General features: G+C 71.9%; 14 protein-coding genes. 10 read left to right on the forward strand and 4 right to left on the reverse strand.

The window, feature by feature from the left end:
- Positions 1–33 precede the first annotated feature (33 nt).
- Positions 34–636, reverse strand: a complete 603-nt coding sequence (locus QSK10_RS27535; RefSeq protein WP_285666044.1) for a hypothetical protein — start codon at positions 634–636, stop codon at positions 34–36.
- 42 nt (positions 637–678) lie between these two features.
- Complete coding sequence (locus QSK10_RS27540) at positions 679–1,437, reverse strand: NAD(P)H-dependent oxidoreductase (protein WP_285666045.1); 759 nt, start codon at positions 1,435–1,437, stop codon at positions 679–681.
- Between the two features lie 116 nt (positions 1,438–1,553).
- Here QSK10_RS27540 and QSK10_RS27545 point away from each other — a divergent pair, with 116 nt between their 5' ends.
- Genes QSK10_RS27545 through htpX form a run of 3 tightly spaced genes read left to right on the forward strand, consistent with a single transcriptional unit; the run spans position 1,554 to position 4,518 of the window.
- A complete protein-coding gene (locus QSK10_RS27545) occupies positions 1,554–2,360 on the forward strand; it encodes a helix-turn-helix transcriptional regulator (protein WP_285666046.1) in 807 nt (268 codons plus the stop codon).
- Positions 2,361–2,395: 35 nt separating this feature from the next.
- Positions 2,396–3,721 carry an RNA-guided endonuclease InsQ/TnpB family protein gene (locus QSK10_RS27550; RefSeq protein ID WP_285666047.1) on the forward strand — a complete coding sequence of 442 codons (1,326 nt, stop codon included), beginning with the start codon at positions 2,396–2,398 and terminating at the stop codon, positions 3,719–3,721.
- Positions 3,664–4,518, forward strand: coding sequence for a zinc metalloprotease HtpX (htpX, locus tag QSK10_RS27555; RefSeq protein ID WP_285666048.1), 855 nt, complete (start codon positions 3,664–3,666; stop codon positions 4,516–4,518). The genes QSK10_RS27550 and htpX overlap by 58 nt, the downstream gene beginning before the upstream one ends.
- Here htpX and QSK10_RS27560 read toward each other — a convergent pair.
- Together QSK10_RS27560 and QSK10_RS27565 are read right to left on the reverse strand one after the other, a co-directional pair.
- Entirely contained in the window at positions 4,508–5,251 is a 744-nt protein-coding gene (locus QSK10_RS27560) for an alpha/beta fold hydrolase (protein ID WP_285666049.1), read from the reverse strand. The two genes, htpX and QSK10_RS27560, sit on opposite strands and share 11 nt — an antisense overlap.
- 18 nt (positions 5,252–5,269) lie before the next feature.
- The gene (locus tag QSK10_RS27565) at positions 5,270–6,157 is read right to left on the reverse strand and encodes an aminoglycoside phosphotransferase family protein (RefSeq protein WP_285666050.1); all 888 of its coding nucleotides are present in this window, start codon (positions 6,155–6,157) and stop codon (positions 5,270–5,272) included.
- 92 nt (positions 6,158–6,249) lie between these two features.
- On the opposite strand from QSK10_RS27565, the gene QSK10_RS27570 reads away from it, so the two are divergent.
- From QSK10_RS27570 to QSK10_RS27600, 7 genes are all read left to right on the forward strand, one after another.
- The gene (locus tag QSK10_RS27570) at positions 6,250–6,942 is read left to right on the forward strand and encodes a DNA/RNA non-specific endonuclease (protein ID WP_285666051.1); all 693 of its coding nucleotides are present in this window, start codon (positions 6,250–6,252) and stop codon (positions 6,940–6,942) included.
- A 96-nt stretch (positions 6,943–7,038) separates the two neighbouring features.
- Positions 7,039–7,710 (forward strand): DNA/RNA non-specific endonuclease, encoded by a 672-nt coding sequence (locus QSK10_RS27575; protein ID WP_285666052.1) that lies wholly within the window; start codon positions 7,039–7,041, stop codon positions 7,708–7,710.
- 1 nt (position 7,711) lies between these two features.
- On the forward strand, positions 7,712–8,305 hold the full coding sequence (locus QSK10_RS27580) for a hypothetical protein (protein ID WP_285666053.1): 594 nt from the start codon (positions 7,712–7,714) through the stop codon (positions 8,303–8,305).
- 83 nt (positions 8,306–8,388) lie between these two features.
- Positions 8,389–10,206 carry an APC family permease gene (locus QSK10_RS27585; protein WP_285666054.1) on the forward strand — a complete coding sequence of 606 codons (1,818 nt, stop codon included), beginning with the start codon at positions 8,389–8,391 and terminating at the stop codon, positions 10,204–10,206.
- Between the two features lie 262 nt (positions 10,207–10,468).
- Entirely contained in the window at positions 10,469–10,891 is a 423-nt protein-coding gene (locus QSK10_RS27590) for a helix-turn-helix transcriptional regulator (RefSeq protein ID WP_285666057.1), read from the forward strand.
- 31 nt (positions 10,892–10,922) lie between these two features.
- The gene (locus QSK10_RS27595) at positions 10,923–11,801 is read left to right on the forward strand and encodes a DUF2797 domain-containing protein (RefSeq protein ID WP_285666058.1); all 879 of its coding nucleotides are present in this window, start codon (positions 10,923–10,925) and stop codon (positions 11,799–11,801) included.
- Positions 11,802–11,877: 76 nt separating this feature from the next.
- Entirely contained in the window at positions 11,878–14,715 is a 2,838-nt protein-coding gene (locus QSK10_RS27600; RefSeq protein ID WP_285666059.1) for an AfsR/SARP family transcriptional regulator, read from the forward strand.
- Positions 14,716–14,783 lie beyond the last annotated feature (68 nt).

Raw genomic sequence — 14,783 nt, forward strand, 5'->3', positions numbered from 1 at the left:
CGGCGAAGGTGACCGCCCCGGGGGTGAGCCCGCTCACCAGCCCGCCACCGGCGGGGCGGCGGTCCGGCCGATCAGGGCGGCGTAGCGGGCCGCGACCGGGTCGAGGTCGTCCCCGCGCCACCGGACGTGCCAGAACAGCTCGTGACGGCCAGGGGAGTCGACGCTCAGGGTGATGCCGGTGATGCCGCTGCGCGACTCGGCCCAGTCGCAGTGCCAGGTGAGGTCACCCCGGCCGAGGTGCGCGCGGGCCAGCAGCGCCTCCTCGACCACACCCGGCGGCCGCCGGTCCGGGCTCACCGAGACGGGCAGCGACGGCACCGTCAGCAGCCACGCGACGTGCTCCGGCCGCAGCGGCTCGTAGAAGGCCACCGCGCCCTGCCGGTCCGGGGGCCCCAGCGGCGCCGCGAAGACCGCCCGCGCGGCCTCCGCCAGGTGGCCCGGCACCTCGACGTGCAGCCACACCGGCGCGGGCAGGTCCAGGAACTCGCCCGCGTCGTGCGAACCGATGTACAAGGTGCCGTCGAAGACCGGCTCGTGCCAGCGGGTGTTCGCCGCGGCGAGCAACCGGCGGGCGTCGGCCAGGGCGTCGGCCGCGTCGGTGTAGAACCCGAGGCTGTAGGCGAGGGATGAGGCCACGGCGGTGATCATGCCCGGCCGCGGGCGTCCGCGCACGCTCATTCACGCCACGTGCAGCCGCAGCCCCCGCGTCCCCTCGCGCTCCACGCCCTCCTTGAGCTCGTGGCGCTCGTAGTCGCCGCCGGCCTGCGGGCGGAACGGGATCGGCGCGATGGTGTCCAGCTCCAGCAGCCGCTTCTCCCAGTCGGCGGCGACTTCGGCGAAGCGCTCATCGGTCATCCGGACGGTGTCGTGGACGACGAAGGGCGGCAGCACGTCGAAGCCGGGGAAGTAGAGGATCCCGTGGTGGATGGGGAACAGCAGATCCATCAGCTCGCCGTTGATGCCGCGCTCGGAGTAGTGGTGCGGCCCGCCGCCGACCATCACCGACAGCATCGCGCGCTTGCCCGCGAAGACGCCCGCGCCATAGCGGATGGAGTTGCCCTCGCCGCGCCCGTAGGCGTACTTGAAGGTGAAGACCCGGTCCACCCAGCCCTTCATGATCGCCGGGAGGTGGAACCACCACAGCGGGAAGTTCAGGATCACCGTGTCGGCCCAGTCGAGCTTCGCCTGCTCGGCGGCGATCTCCGGGGCCAGCGTGCCGCCCTCGTAGGCGTCGCCGGAGTCGGTGACGATCGCCAGCGGCGAGTTCGCCGAGGTCCCGAAGTCCTCCGCCTCGATGGCGGCGCGCCAGTCCATGGCGTGCAGGTCGGAGACCCGGACCTCGTGCCCGGCGCGTTCCAGGAACGTGACGGCCAGGTCCTTCAGGGACGAGGTGAGGGAGGCGGGCTCGGGGTGCGCGTTCACGATGAGAACCTTCATGCCCTCGATCCTGGGCGAGATCGCGGGCGGCGTTCAGTGTCGCTTCTTCCTGGCAATGTTCTTCATGGGCATACGAGTACCAGGAAGATCCCATGGACGCGCGCGATACTTGCCGGGTGGAAGATCTCGCCGCATTCCTGCGCGACCGGCGCGCCCGCCTCGAACCCGCCGAGGTCGGCGTCCCGACCCGCTCCTACCGGCGCGTGACCGGCCTGCGCCGCGAGGAGGTGGCACACCTGTCGGGCGTCAGCATCGACTACTACGTGCGCCTCGAACAGGGCCGCGCCAAGCAGCCCTCCGAGCAGGTCCTGGACGCCCTCGCGCGCGCCCTGCGCCTCAACGACGTCGAGCGCGAGCACCTGCACCGCCTCGCCCGGCCCCGCCGGGAGGTACCCGCGTCCAGCCCCGTCGTGCGTCCCGGGCTCAGCGCGGTCCTGGCGGCGATGGGCGAGGTGCCCGCGCTGATCCTCGACCACCGCTCCACCGTCGTCGCCGCCAACCCCGCCGCCGAGGCCGTCTACGACCGGCCCCTGACCGGGTTCAACACCGTCCGGGACGTGTTCGTCGCCGATGACGACCCCTTCTACGCCGACCTGGCGACCTGCTCGCTGGACGCCGTGGGCTACCTGCGCCACTCCGCCGGTCGCTACCCCGACGACGAGCGCCTGGCGGCGCTGGTGGCCGAGCTGTCGGCGTCCAGCGCGCGCTTCGGCGAGCTGTGGGCCCGCGGCGACGTGCGCGTCCGCAACTTCGGCGGGAAGCGGTTCCGGCACGCCGAGGCCGGCGTCCTGGCGTTCAGCATGGAGACCTTCGCGCTGCCGGACGGCTCCGAGCGGGTCATGGTGGTGCTCACACCGGACGACGAGGCGACCCGTGCGGCGATGAAACGCCTGGTGGGAGCGACGGAGGCCGGGCGCGCTTGACGCATTCATCGATCACATGTGCTAATGTGACGAATGTGCGGCTTCGCTATAAGTACCGGCTATATCCGACATCTGAGCAGTGTCGATCACTCGCCCGGGCGTACGGATGCGCGCGGGTGGTCTTCAACGACGGACTTCGTGTTCGCCGCGAAGCCCACGCCGCGGGTCTGCCGTACGTGAAGGACACCGAGCTGCAGAAGCAGGTCATCACCCGGGCCAAGCGCACCGAAGAGCGCGCCTGGCTCTCGGAGGTGTCGTCGGTCGTGCTGGTGCAGTCCCTGCGGGATCTGCATACCGCCTACCGGAACTTCTTCACCTCGCTGACCGGTGAGCGGCGAGGCCCCCGGATCGCCGAGCCTCGGTTCAAGTCGAAGAGGGACGGCCGTCAGGCCATCAGGCTCGTCGGTAAGGGGTTCGCGCTTCGGCGGAACGGCCGGCTTCATGTCGCGAAGGTCGGTGAGCTCGTCGTGCGATGGTCGCGTGACCTTCCTTCGTCCCCGACGAGCGTCACCGTCATGAAAGACGCCGCGAACAGATACCGGGTGTCCTTCGTGGTCGATGTCGAGCCCGCGCCGCTGCCCGCCACGAAGGCGGAGACCGGAATCGATCTCGGATTGGCTCACTTCGCGGTGTTCGCCGATGGCCGTAAGGTCGAATCGCCGAGGTTCCTTCGTCGGGCCGAGAACAAACTGGCGCGTATGCAAAAAGCCTTCGCGCGGAAGGTCAAGGGGAGCCGCAACCGGGCGAAGGCCCGTATCGCCGTCGCGAAGTGGCGTGCCCATGTGGCCGATCAAAGGCGGGACTGGCATCATAAACTCTCCACGACGGTCATCCGCGACAACCAAGCGGTGTTCGTCGAGGATCTCGCGGTTCGGGGTCTCGCGCGTACCCGTCTTGCCAAGTCCGTGCACGACGCGGGCTGGTCGGCCTTCCTCGGCATGTTGCAGTACAAGGCCATGATGCACGGCCGTCGGCTCGGGCGAATCGGTCGCTTCGAACCCACATCCCAGGTTTGCTCGGACTGCGGCGCAAAGGACGGCCCGAAACCTCTATCGGTTCGGCGGTGGGTTTGTGTGAACTGCCGGGCGGTTCATGACCGTGACGTCAATGCCGCCCGCAATATTCTGGCCGCCGGACGGGCGGACAGACTAAACGCCTGCGGAGCGCGGATAAGACCGGGAGTGATCCCGGCGCCGCGTGCGGAAACAGGAACCGTCCCGGCACGCGGACGTGTGGCGGGAATCCCTGGCAATCGTGCGGGGAGGGCGTCAAAATTGGGTCACGACCTCATCGGGAGTGATGCATGCGCTACCTCAACGGACTCAAGACGGCCCTCCTCCTCGGGCTGCTCTCCGGGCTGATCATCGCCGTCGGCTACTGGCTGGGCGGCGGCACCGGTGTGGTCATCGCGGCCATGCTGGCGCTGGTCATGAACGGGGTGAGCTTCTTCTTCTCCGACAAGATCGCCCTGCGCTCCATGCGCGCGCAGCCGGTCAGTGAGGCGCAGTTCCCCGAGCTGTACCGGATGGTCCGCGAGCTGTCGCAGAAGGCGGGGCAGCCGATGCCGGCCCTGTACGTCTCGCCGACGGCGCAGCCGAACGCGTTCGCGACCGGCCGCAGCCCCAAGCACGCGGCGGTGGCGGTGACCGCGGGCATCGTGGACCTGCTCGACTACCGGGAGCTGCGCGGCGTCATCGGGCACGAGCTGTCGCACGTCTACAACCGGGACATCCTCATCGCCTCGGTGGCGGGCGCGCTGGCGAGCATGATCACGATGATCGCGAACCTGGCGCTGTTCCTGCCGATGGGCAACAGCGAGAACGGCCCGAACCCGGTCGTGCTGCTGCTCACCATCATTCTCGGGCCGATCGCGGCGGGGCTGATCCAGATGGCGATCAGCCGCAGCCGCGAGTACCAGGCCGACCAGTCGGGCGCCGAGCTGTCGGGTGACCCGCTGGCGCTGGCGAGCGCGCTGCGCAAGATCGACGCGGGCGCGAGGCGGTTGCCGTTGCGGGCGGAGGGGCCGGTGACGTCGCAGGCGCACCTGATGATCGCCAACCCGTTCAAGGCGGGCGGGCTGGCGAACCTGTTCTCCACGCACCCGCCGATGGACGAGCGGGTGCGCCGGCTGGAGAACATGGCCTCGGCTATTCGCTAGCGAGTGCCTCCATCACGAGGTCGCTGACCACTTCGGGGGCCCGCAGGGGCAGCATGTGGTCGGCGCCGGGGACGGGCACGTACCGGCAGTGGGGGACGCGCTCGGCGATGGCCGCCGAGCTTCCCTCGGCCAGGTGGTGTTCCAGGTCGCCGACGGCGACGACGGCGGGGACGCCGATCTCGCCGAGCCGGTCGTAGACCGGTGGGTCGGTGGACTGGGCGCCCTTCTGCGCCAGGAACGCGCGGGCGGCGCTGTGGAACTGGTCGTCGACGGCCGCGCAGGGCCCGGCCTTGCCCCAGGCCTCGTGGCCGACGGCGACGATGGTCTCCACGTCCCCGGCGAGGTAGGCGGCGCCGAAGTCGCGGAAGAACGGGTCCTGCCAGTCCCAGGGGTAGCCGGGGACGCCGGGGGCGACCAGTACCAGCGCGGCCACCCGCGCCGGGTCGAGGACGGCGAGGCTCAGCGCGATGCCGCCACCGCCGCTGTGGCCGACGAGGACGGCGCGGTCCACGCCGCGTTCGTCGAGGACGGCGCGGAGGTCGCCGACGTTGCTGTAGTCGCCGCCGGGGGCGGGTGAGCGCCCGTAGCCCGGCTGGTCGTAGCGGATGGTGCGGACGTCGTCGGGCAGCAGTTCGAGCACCGGCTCCCACGACGCCGAGTCGCCCCATCCCGCGTGCAGAAAGACCACGGGGGTGCCGTCACCGCCGGTGTCTTCGACCCAGAGTCCCGCCATGCGCCCGATTCTGCCCCTTCAGACCCGATCGGCCAACATTCCGGCGCTGTCGAGGAAGCGACTGCCGTCCCGGCCGAAGCGTTCCAGGTAGAGGCCGGTGGACACCCGTTCGAGGAAGCCCCACTCCCAGATCGCGGCGCGGTCGAGGCCGCTTTCGCGGGCGAGGGCGTCGCAGACGCGGTCGGCGAGTCCGGTGTCGGCCAGCATCAGGTCGGGCCAGTCGCGGAGGATGACGCCCAGGTCGTAGGCGGGTTCGCAGCGGAAGCCGTCGGGGTCGACGAAGACGAACCCGTCGCCGCGGCGCAGTGCGTTGCCGGGGTGGGGGTCGCCGTGGACGACGACGCACGCGCTGGGGTCGAAGGCCGCGGCGCGCCGCCGCGCGTACTCCAGCGCGAGGCCGACGACCCGGCGCGGGCAGGGCCGGTCCTGGGCCTCCCACATCTCGATGACCATCTCGGCGAGCTGCGCGGCCTTGTGGGTTGCGGGGGTGACCTCGGGCGCGATGTCGAGGGGCAGGGTCCACGCCTCGCGCAGGACGCCGGTCAGCGTGACCGCCGCGTCCACCGGCGGCAGGTTCCAGGCGCTGTCCCCGAGGCTCTCCTGGAGCATCGCCAGCCGTCCCGGATCGGCGGCCAGGACGCGGACGTAGCCGCGCCCGCGCGCGGCCAGCAGCGTGCGGATCTCCCCGGCGGCGTTGTCCCAGGGGATCGCCAGTTTCAGGACCGCGTCGCGCCCGGCGGCCCGCACGCGCAGGACCAGCCCGGCGGTGCCGCCGTCCAGCGGCTCGCCGAGCTCCAGGTCCCATTCGCGGGACAGGTCGTCGAGGAGGGCGGGCAGCGCGGCCTGCCAGGCGTCCCCGGCGGGGCCGAGCGCGGCGAGTTTGGCGGCGACGACGGGACTGATCACGCCGCGAGGGTAGTCCGCGCGGTTGCCCGCGCGAACCTGTTTAACGCGGGCATCGGCGGGTTCTCTTGAGTTCCGCCCGGAAGGAGCCACCGATGCGAGAGCACGACCGTCCCGCCCCGCCGCCGCGCGCGGTCGCCCGCTCGGCCGCCGGGCTGCCGCCGTCCCACGCTTTACTGGCGCTGCAACGCTCGGCGGGCAACGCGGCGGTGGCGCGGGCGGTGTCGGTGCAGCGCGACTTCACCGGCGCGCCCTACATCGATTACGACGGGCTGACCAACGGCTGCGGGACGCGGATGCGCGCCGAGCTGCACCCGGGGAAGCTGGAGACGGGTGGGAAGCCGTCGGTGCGGCCGAAGTGGTGGCCGCACAAGGCGGCGGTGAAGGCGGGCACGGCGCACAAGGCCACGGCGGCGTTCTTTCGCAAGTACATGGTCCAGGGGCATCTGCTCAATGAGCACGTCGGCGGGCCGGGCAACACGATGGACAACCTGACGCCGCTGTCCAAGAGCGCCAACAGCGCCCATCACGCCAAGGTGGAGAAGTACGTCAAGGACGAGGCGCTGAACTTGGGGCACGTGGTCGAGTACGACGTGACGGCCAAGTACAAGAAGCACCCGACGGGCAAGGGCCTGGGCGCCAAGGACGGCGTGGCCAAGGACATCGACACCACGTACGGGCCGCTGATGGCGGGGACCCTGCGCGCCGAGTACACCGTGTACCAGACCAACGGCAAGGAGCTCTACGGCGACGCGTGGGAGATCGAGAACGAGGGCGTCACCAAGTGACCGAAGGTGCCCCCGCGACTGCCTCTTTAGGACTGTTCACTGTGGACCTTGGGATATGAGCATGGGGGTGTTGCCGTCGGCTTGGGGAGGCCCGTCATGCACGAGTACGAGATCAGACCGGAGCACGCCGCGCCCGCGCGGGCGAAACCGCGCATGTCCACCAGCGCGCCGATGTCCATCCTGGACCTCCAGAAGGCGGCCGGGAACAAGGCGGTGAGCAACGCGATCGCGGTGCAGCGCAAGTACACCGGGAAGCCCTACATCGAGTACGGCGGCCTGTACAACGGCAGCGGCACCATCATGCACGCCGAACTGCACCCCGGGAAGCTGCCGGAGGGCTCGGTCCCCAGTGTCGTGCCGCCCTGGTGGCCCGACGAGGGCACCGCCGCCCGCAAGTGGACCGCGGCGAAGCTGGTGCAGGGTCACCTGCTCAACCACAACATCGGCGGCCCGGGCAACACCATGAAGAACATGACCCCGATCACCCGCAGCACCAACTCCACCCACTTGCACAAGGTGGAGACCTTCGTCAAGAAGGCCCTGCTGCAGGACAAGAAAGTGGTGGAATACGAGGTGTCGGCCGACTACAGCGGCCACCCCACCTCCGAGCAGCTGGGCAGCCCGACCTCGGCGATCTACAAGGCGGTCGCACCGGGCATGGCCAAGAAGATCGTCGCCGACTACACCCTCTACGAGGGCGGCAAGGACGCCGGCGGCGGCCGCTGGGAGATCGCCAACGAGATCGGCGCGTTCAAGGGAGACCTGTGACATGAGGGACGTCCGGGCACGACTGGAGACCATGCTCGACGACCTGCGCGCCAACCCGCGCGTGGAGATCGTCTCGGCCGAGATCGGCGAGCCCACCCCGTCCGCCGAACTCGACGGCTTCGAGAAGGAGGCCCCTGAGGACCTCCTCGACTTCTACCGCGAGGTCGGCTCCTTCAGCCTGGAGTGGCGGCACACGGTGTCCTCGGTGGCCAAGGGCGACCTGTCCGATTCCGGGTACGTCGAGATCGTGCCGATCGGCGAGGTCTACGGCGACTGGACGGACATGGTGTGGTTCCCCGGCTCCGACGAGCGCTTCCGCGACGTCAAGCCCTTCGACACCTTCATCCCCGAGGCCTGCTCGGCCCTCACCTCCGGGCCCACCGTCGTCTACCACTACTACGGCGAGGACGTCTACGACACCGGCCGCGCCTTCGCCGAGTGGTTCGAGCTGATGCTGGCCTCGCGCGGCTACTGGTACTGGGTCCAGACCCTGTGCGCCGAGAGCGCCGGATCCCGCGAGTCGAACGAGTTCCGGCGGGTCATGCCCGAGGTGTTCCCCGGCATCGACCTGTCGGTCTTCACCCCGCGCGACTGACCTGCGTCAATACCGGCCCGCTCACCGTCAAGGACCCGTCAGGGACCATGGCGCCCGGGACCGCGCGGGCCGATGCTCGGGTGGTGACGACCGAACTCGCCGAACCCCCCGAACGCACGGCCCCACCCCGCGACACCACCGGTGACCGCCACCGGCTCACCGTGACCGGGGGCCTGGCCGCGCTGTCGCTGGACGCCATGGCCTCGGTCGCCTACGGGCCCGAGGCGATCGTCCTCGTGCTCGCCGTCGCGGGCGGGGCCGGACTCGGCTTCACCCTGCCCGTCACCATCGCCATCGCGGTGCTGCTGGTGGTGCTCACCTTCTCGTATCGCCAGGTGATCGCCGCGTTCCCGGAGGGCGGCGGCGCCTACGGCGTGGCCAAGGCGCGGCTCGGCAGGCACGCCGGGCTGGTCGCGGCGGCCTCCCTCGTCCTGGACTACCTGCTGAACGTGGCGGTGTCGGTCGCCGCCGGGGTGGCCGCGCTGACCTCGGCGTTCCCGGAGCTGCTGCCCTACACGGTGTGGCTGTGCCTGGGCGTCCTGGCGCTGATCACCGCGATCAACCTGCGCGGCATCGCCCACAGCGCGCGCTCGTTCATGCCGCCCACCGCCCTCTACGTCGGCGCGATCATGCTGGTCATCGTCGTGGGCATGTTCCGCGACGCGCCCGCCGCCGCGCCCCCGGCCGCGCAGGGGACCGTCCAGACCGTCGGCGTCCTGCTGCTGCTCAAGGCCTTCGCCAACGGCTGCGCCGCGCTGACCGGCGTGGAGGCCATCGCCAACGCGGTCCCGTCGTTCCGCGCGCCCCGCGTCAAGCGCGCCCAGCGCACCGAACTGGCCCTGGGCGGGCTGCTCGGCGTCATGCTCATCGGCATCGCCGTGCTGATCGGGAAGTTCCAGATCCACCCGCAGGATGGGACGACGGTCCTGGCGCAGGTCACGCAGGCGTCCCTGGGCGACGGGATCGGCTTCTACCTCGTCCAGATCACCACGATGGTCCTGCTGGCCCTGGCGGCCAACACCTCCTTCGGCGGCCTGCCCGTCCTGGCGCGGCTGCTGGCCGCCGACAACTACCTCCCGCACGTGTTCGCGCTGCGCGCCGACCGGCAGGTCCACCGCTACGGCGTCCTCGTGCTGGCGGTGCTGTCGGCGGCGATCCTGGTGATCTCCGGCGGGCGGATGAACGCGCTGGTGCCGCTGTTCGCCATCGGCGTCTTCGTCGGCTTCACCCTCGCCCAGGCCGGGATGGTCGTGCACTGGTGGACCCGCGGGCGCGGCCGGCGGCTGTACCTCAACGGCTTCGGCGCGCTGCTGACCGCGATCGCCACCGTCGTCACCACCGCCACCAAGTTCACCGAGGGCGGCTGGCTCATCGTCGTCGCCCTGCCGCTGCTGGTGTGGTGCTTCCTGCGCGTCCGCCGCGCCTACGAGGGCATGGGCCGCGAACTCGGCCTCGGCGCGGTCCCGCAGGCCCCCGCCGCCGGCGACAAGCCCGTCGTGGTGGTGCCCGTCCAGACGGTGTCCACCATGAGCCGCGAGGCGATCTCGGCGGCCATGTCCATGGGCTCGGAGGTCATGGCCGTCCGCGTCGTCTACGGCGACGAGGAAGGCGCGGAGTTCTACCGGGAGTGGGACGCCTGGCACCCCGACGTCGCCCTCACCATGATCTATTCACCGCACCGCGACCTCGGCGGCCCCATCGCCGAGTTCATCGAAGAGCGCTACCCCGGACGCCGCGTCGTCGTCCTCATCGGCGAGGTCGAACCCGGCCCGGCCTGGCAGCGCGTCCTTCGCAACAACCGCGGCACGGTCATCGACCGCGCCGTCCGGCGGCGGACCTCGGCCGTGGTCTGCCGCCTCTCCTACCGCCTGGGACGCCCGGTGGCCTCCACTCCGGCGTGACAGGAGCGGGGCGGGACTCCGCCCCACGCGAATGGCCCGATCACCACTCTTGCGGTGATCGGCCCATTCGCCGTTCCGTCCCCGCGTCGGACATCCGACACCCGCCCGATGTCCTGAAAATCCCCTGCCGTCCCATCCCCCGTCCGCTGAACCGCCCATCCCGTCGCCCGAACGCATGACGTCGCACACCGTGTCCCAAACCCCGCACCGGATCCGTTCTACATTGCCATTCCCGCACTCCGTTCCACTGTGGAGGATCCCGATGCCCGCGATGACGCGGACGCGGCCGGTGCACGCCGGCGACCCGAGACTGACCGCACTCGCCGACCAGTGGCGGCAGGTCGCACGGCACGCCGACTGCGTCGCCGACGGCTACCAGACCGCCACGCTCACCTCGATCGAGCTCACCGCGCTCAAGACGGCCATCACCGGCGCGGCGAGACTCCAGGCGGCGCTGCGCGAACGGCCCGGCGCCCCCGTACCCACCATCCAGCCGCTGACGCGCCGCCAGAAAGAGGTCCTCACCGGCCTCGCCTCGGGCTCGGCGCTCACCGACATCGCCGTCGAACTGGGCCTCACCACCGAAACCGTCCGCAGCCACGCCACCCACCTCTACCGCAGACTCGGCGCCCGCAACCGCGCGCACGCCGTCATCATCGCGGTCCGGGCCGGCATCATCACCTAAACTGGCGGGCCCCGAACCGAGGAGACCCCGCATGCCCCCGTCGCCGCTGACGAACGTCTCCTGGCACGACGGGCGGGCCGCCCTGCGCTTCGCCGACGGCACCGAGTCCCCCTTGGCGCTCGGCGAGACCGTCAGCTGGCGGCTCCCCGGCGTCCGCCAATGCGTCGGCGTCTGGGTACCCGCCAAAGGACGCGTCGACTGCCCCAGCACCGCCATCATCCCCACCCAGCGGACCTCCGGCCAGTGCGAACCCTGCGAACGCACCGACCCCGGCAAGGCCCTCGCCCGCGGCCAGGCCCTGGACGACCCGCGCCCGTTCCGCCTGTACCTGGCCCACTTCGGGCCCGGACTGGTCAAGGTCGGGCTCACCGCCGTCGACCGGGGCCGCGACCGGCTCACCGAGCAGGCCGCGCTCGCCTTCACCTGGCTCGCCGAAGGCCCCCTGCGGCCCATCCGCCGCGCCGAACTGGCCGCCTCGGCGTCCCGCGTCGCCACCGAACGACTCCGCCACCGCACCAAGACCCGCGGACGATGGAGCCCCGCGCCGGACGCCGAGGCCGAGCTCGGCGCCGCCCACGCCCGCCTCGCCGCGCTCATCGACGCCACCGACCTCACCGTCGCGCCCTGCGAGATCACCGACCTGCGCGACGCCTACGGGCTCACCGGCACCCCGCGACCCGACCACGAGGTCACCGACATCGAATACGACGCCACCCTCACCGGCGTCCTGCGCTGCCTCGCCGGGCGCGACGCCGTCCTCGACACCGACGCCGGATCGCTGCTGCTGGACCTGCGGCTCCTCACCGGCCGCCCCGTCGTCGACGGCGGGGGCGCACCCGTCGAAGGACTCGACGTCACCCTCCTCGACCTGGGCCGCCGCAAGGCGCCCGAACAGGACACACTGTTCTAAAAGCGCGCGCCGCCACCGGTGGCCCGGCTTGGGATCGATACCATCGACGTCCCGGTTTTGTGGAGAAGAAAGTTCGATGATCGAGCTGCGCGTGCTCGGGTCCCCCGAGGTGGCCGTCGACGACGACGTCCGCCCCATCAAGGGCGCCCGCACCCGGGCCCTGTACGCCGCGCTCGTCCTGAACGCGGGCAAGGTCCTGCCCGCCGCCGACCTCATCGCCACCGTGTGGGGCGCCGACGCCCCCAAGACCGCCGCCAACCAGCTCCAGATCGCCGTCCACCGCCTCCGCGGCGTCCTCACCGAAGCCGGACTCGACGGCGCGCTCATCACCCGCGAACCCGGCTACATCCTCCTCCCACCCGAGGGCACCGTCATCGACCTCGCGGTCTTCCGCGAACTCGCCTCCCGCGCCCGCGCCCGCGCCGCCGCCGGGGACTGGACCGGCGCCCGCGACGAGGGACGCCGCGCCCTGGCCCGCTGGCGCGGCCCCGTCGCCGACGGCGTCGACGCCGACCGGCTCCGCCGCATCGCCGACACCATGTCCGGCGAGCACCTCGACGTCGTCGAACTCGTCCACGCCGCCGAGACCCTCACCGGCGACCACACCGCCACCGTCGCCGAACTCAAACGCCTCGCGCTCACCGCGCCCCACCGGCCCCGCCTCACCTACCTCCTCGTCCTCGGCCTCGCCCTGCGCGGACGCGCCGCCGAGGCCCTGGAGACCTACCAGGCCGTGCGCGGCACCGCCGGACGCGAACTCACCGCCCTCGAACGCGACATCCTCCGCGACGACCTCGAACCCTCCCGCGCGACCCTGCGCTCCTGGTACGCCGCCGAGCCCGCCACACCCGGCGGCGGCCCCCACCGCCTCCCCGAGGACCTGCGCGACTTCGTCGGCCGCGGCGACGAGCGCGACCGCGTCCGCCGCGTCCTCGCCGACAACGTCACCGACCCGCACCCCGCCACCATCACCGTCACCGGGCTCGGCGGCGTCGGCAAGACCACCCTCGCGGTCCGCGCGGCCACCGAGAACGCCAAACTCTTCCCCGACGGCATCCTCTACGTCGACCTGCGCGGCGCCGACGACGAACCCCGCTCCTCCCACGACGTCCTCGGCGAACTCCTGCACACCCTCGGCGTGCACGGCGAGACCGTCCCCGACGACCACGACGCCCGCCTCGGCCTCTACCGCTCCGTCCTCACCGGCCTGACCCTCCTCATCGTGCTCGACAACGCCTCCGGCGAGGCCCAGGTCCGCGACCTCCTCCCCATCCACCCCGCCAGCGCCGCCATCGTCACCAGCCGCCGCCTCCTCGCCCTCGACGGCGCCCACACCCTCGAACTCGACGTCCTCGCCCGCGAAGACGCCGTCCGCCTCGCCCAGGGCGTCGACCGCCGCATCGACCGGCCCACCGCCGAACGCCTCGTCGACCTCTCCGGCGGGCACCCCCTCGCCCTGCGGATCCTCGCCTCCCGCACCGGACGCCGCGGCGTCACCGACGAAGAAGTCTTCGACGAACTCATCGAAGGCGACCTCTGGCGCGTCTTCGAAGCCTCCTACCGCGACCTCCCGCCCCGCCCCGCGCGCCTCCTGCGCCTCGCCGGGCTCCTCCCGCACGCGCCCTTCGGCCCCGAACTCGCCGCCGCCCTCCTCGACACCACCGTCGCCGACGCCGAACGCGTCCTCGACGAACTCGTCGACGCCCAGCTCCTGCGCATCGTCGAACTCGGCCGCGGCTTCCGCTACACCCTCCACGACCTCGTCCGCCGCTACGGCCGCCGCCTCGCCGAAGACGACGACGCCCACGAACGCCACGCCGCCCTCCGCCGCGCCTACCGCACCCTCCTCGCCCTCGCCTGGCACGCCGACGACGCCCTCGGCTACCGCTACCACCCCACACCGCCCCTCCCGCCCTGGGCGCCCACCGTCGACGACGCCGAAGTCCGCGACGCCCCCGCCGAATGGTTCGCCGACGACCACGACCTCCTCGTCCGCGCCGTCGTCCACGCCATCGACATCGGCGAGACCGAAACCGCCTGGCGCCTGGCGGCCTGCCTGGTCAACGTCTTCGACCTGCACGCCCACCTGCCCGAGGCCATCGCCCTCTTCGAACGCGTCGCCACCGTCCACCACGACGCCGCCGTCACCATGCGCCTGGCCCTGTCCCGCGCCTACGGCGCCCTCGGCCGCCACACCGAGCAACTCCGCGCCGCCGGATGGGTCCGCCGCACCGCCACCGACCCCCTCCTCACCGCCGCGGCCGCCGTCCAGATCGCCTACGCCGCCCGCATGCTCGGCCGCCCCACCGCCGCGACCCTCGCCTACGACTGGGCCCACGCCCGCCTCGGCGGACTCGACGCCGCCGACGTCCGCGGACGCGCGCAACTCGGCTGGCTCCTGCGCGAACGCGCGCTCACCGCCTACGTCCAAGGCGACGCCGAAGTCGCCCACGCCCACTTCAGCCGCGCGCTCGCCGAGATCACCGCCGTCGGCGACGTCCCCGGGCAGGGCCGCGTCCTGGGCGGGCTGGCCGCGTCCCGCAACCTCGCCGGATTCCACAGCGGCGCCGTCGCGCCCGCCGAGAACGCGGTGTCGCTGCTGGCCGCCGTCGGCGACCGCGTCGAGATCGGCGCCTGCCGCGTGGTCCTCGCCGAGGCCTACCTGGGCAGCGGCCGCATGGAGGACGCCACGGCGCAGATCGGCACCGCGCTCACCGAGATCCGCGCGCTGCGCCGTCCCCTCCACACCGTGTACGCCCTGCGCGGCCTCGGGCGGATCCTGCTGGCCGCCGGCCGCGTCGACGAGGCCGTCGCCGCGCTGCGAGAGGCGCTCCAGCTCAGCCGCGAGAAGGCCTACTCGACATTCGCGGCCTGGATCGAGGCCGACCTGGCGTCCGTACCACCCGGGGAGTAGGCCCGGGGTGTCCCCCACGGTGGGACGACTTTCCTCTCCGCCCGGCTCACCCTTAGAGCGTCATCCAC

This window comes from Actinorhabdospora filicis (assembly GCF_030269765.1).
GTDB lineage: Bacteria > Actinomycetota > Actinomycetes > Mycobacteriales > Micromonosporaceae > Actinorhabdospora > Actinorhabdospora filicis.

What these genes read in the sequence shown, in the direction of transcription:
- QSK10_RS27600 (WP_285666059.1), top strand. Translation starts at nt 11,878, where the DNA reads ATGATCGAGCTGCGCGTGCTCGGGTCCCCCGAGGTGGCCGTCGACGAC.
- QSK10_RS27595 (WP_285666058.1), top strand. Translation starts at nt 10,923, where the DNA reads ATGCCCCCGTCGCCGCTGACGAACGTCTCCTGGCACGACGGGCGGGCC.
- QSK10_RS27540 (WP_285666045.1), bottom strand. Translation starts at nt 1,437, where the DNA reads ATGAAGGTTCTCATCGTGAACGCGCACCCCGAGCCCGCCTCCCTCACC.
- QSK10_RS27570 (WP_285666051.1), top strand. Translation starts at nt 6,250, where the DNA reads ATGCGAGAGCACGACCGTCCCGCCCCGCCGCCGCGCGCGGTCGCCCGC.
- QSK10_RS27560 (WP_285666049.1), bottom strand. Translation starts at nt 5,251, where the DNA reads ATGGCGGGACTCTGGGTCGAAGACACCGGCGGTGACGGCACCCCCGTG.
- QSK10_RS27580 (WP_285666053.1), top strand. Translation starts at nt 7,712, where the DNA reads ATGAGGGACGTCCGGGCACGACTGGAGACCATGCTCGACGACCTGCGC.
- QSK10_RS27590 (WP_285666057.1), top strand. Translation starts at nt 10,469, where the DNA reads ATGCCCGCGATGACGCGGACGCGGCCGGTGCACGCCGGCGACCCGAGA.
- htpX (WP_285666048.1), top strand. Translation starts at nt 3,664, where the DNA reads ATGCGCTACCTCAACGGACTCAAGACGGCCCTCCTCCTCGGGCTGCTC.
- QSK10_RS27575 (WP_285666052.1), top strand. Translation starts at nt 7,039, where the DNA reads ATGCACGAGTACGAGATCAGACCGGAGCACGCCGCGCCCGCGCGGGCG.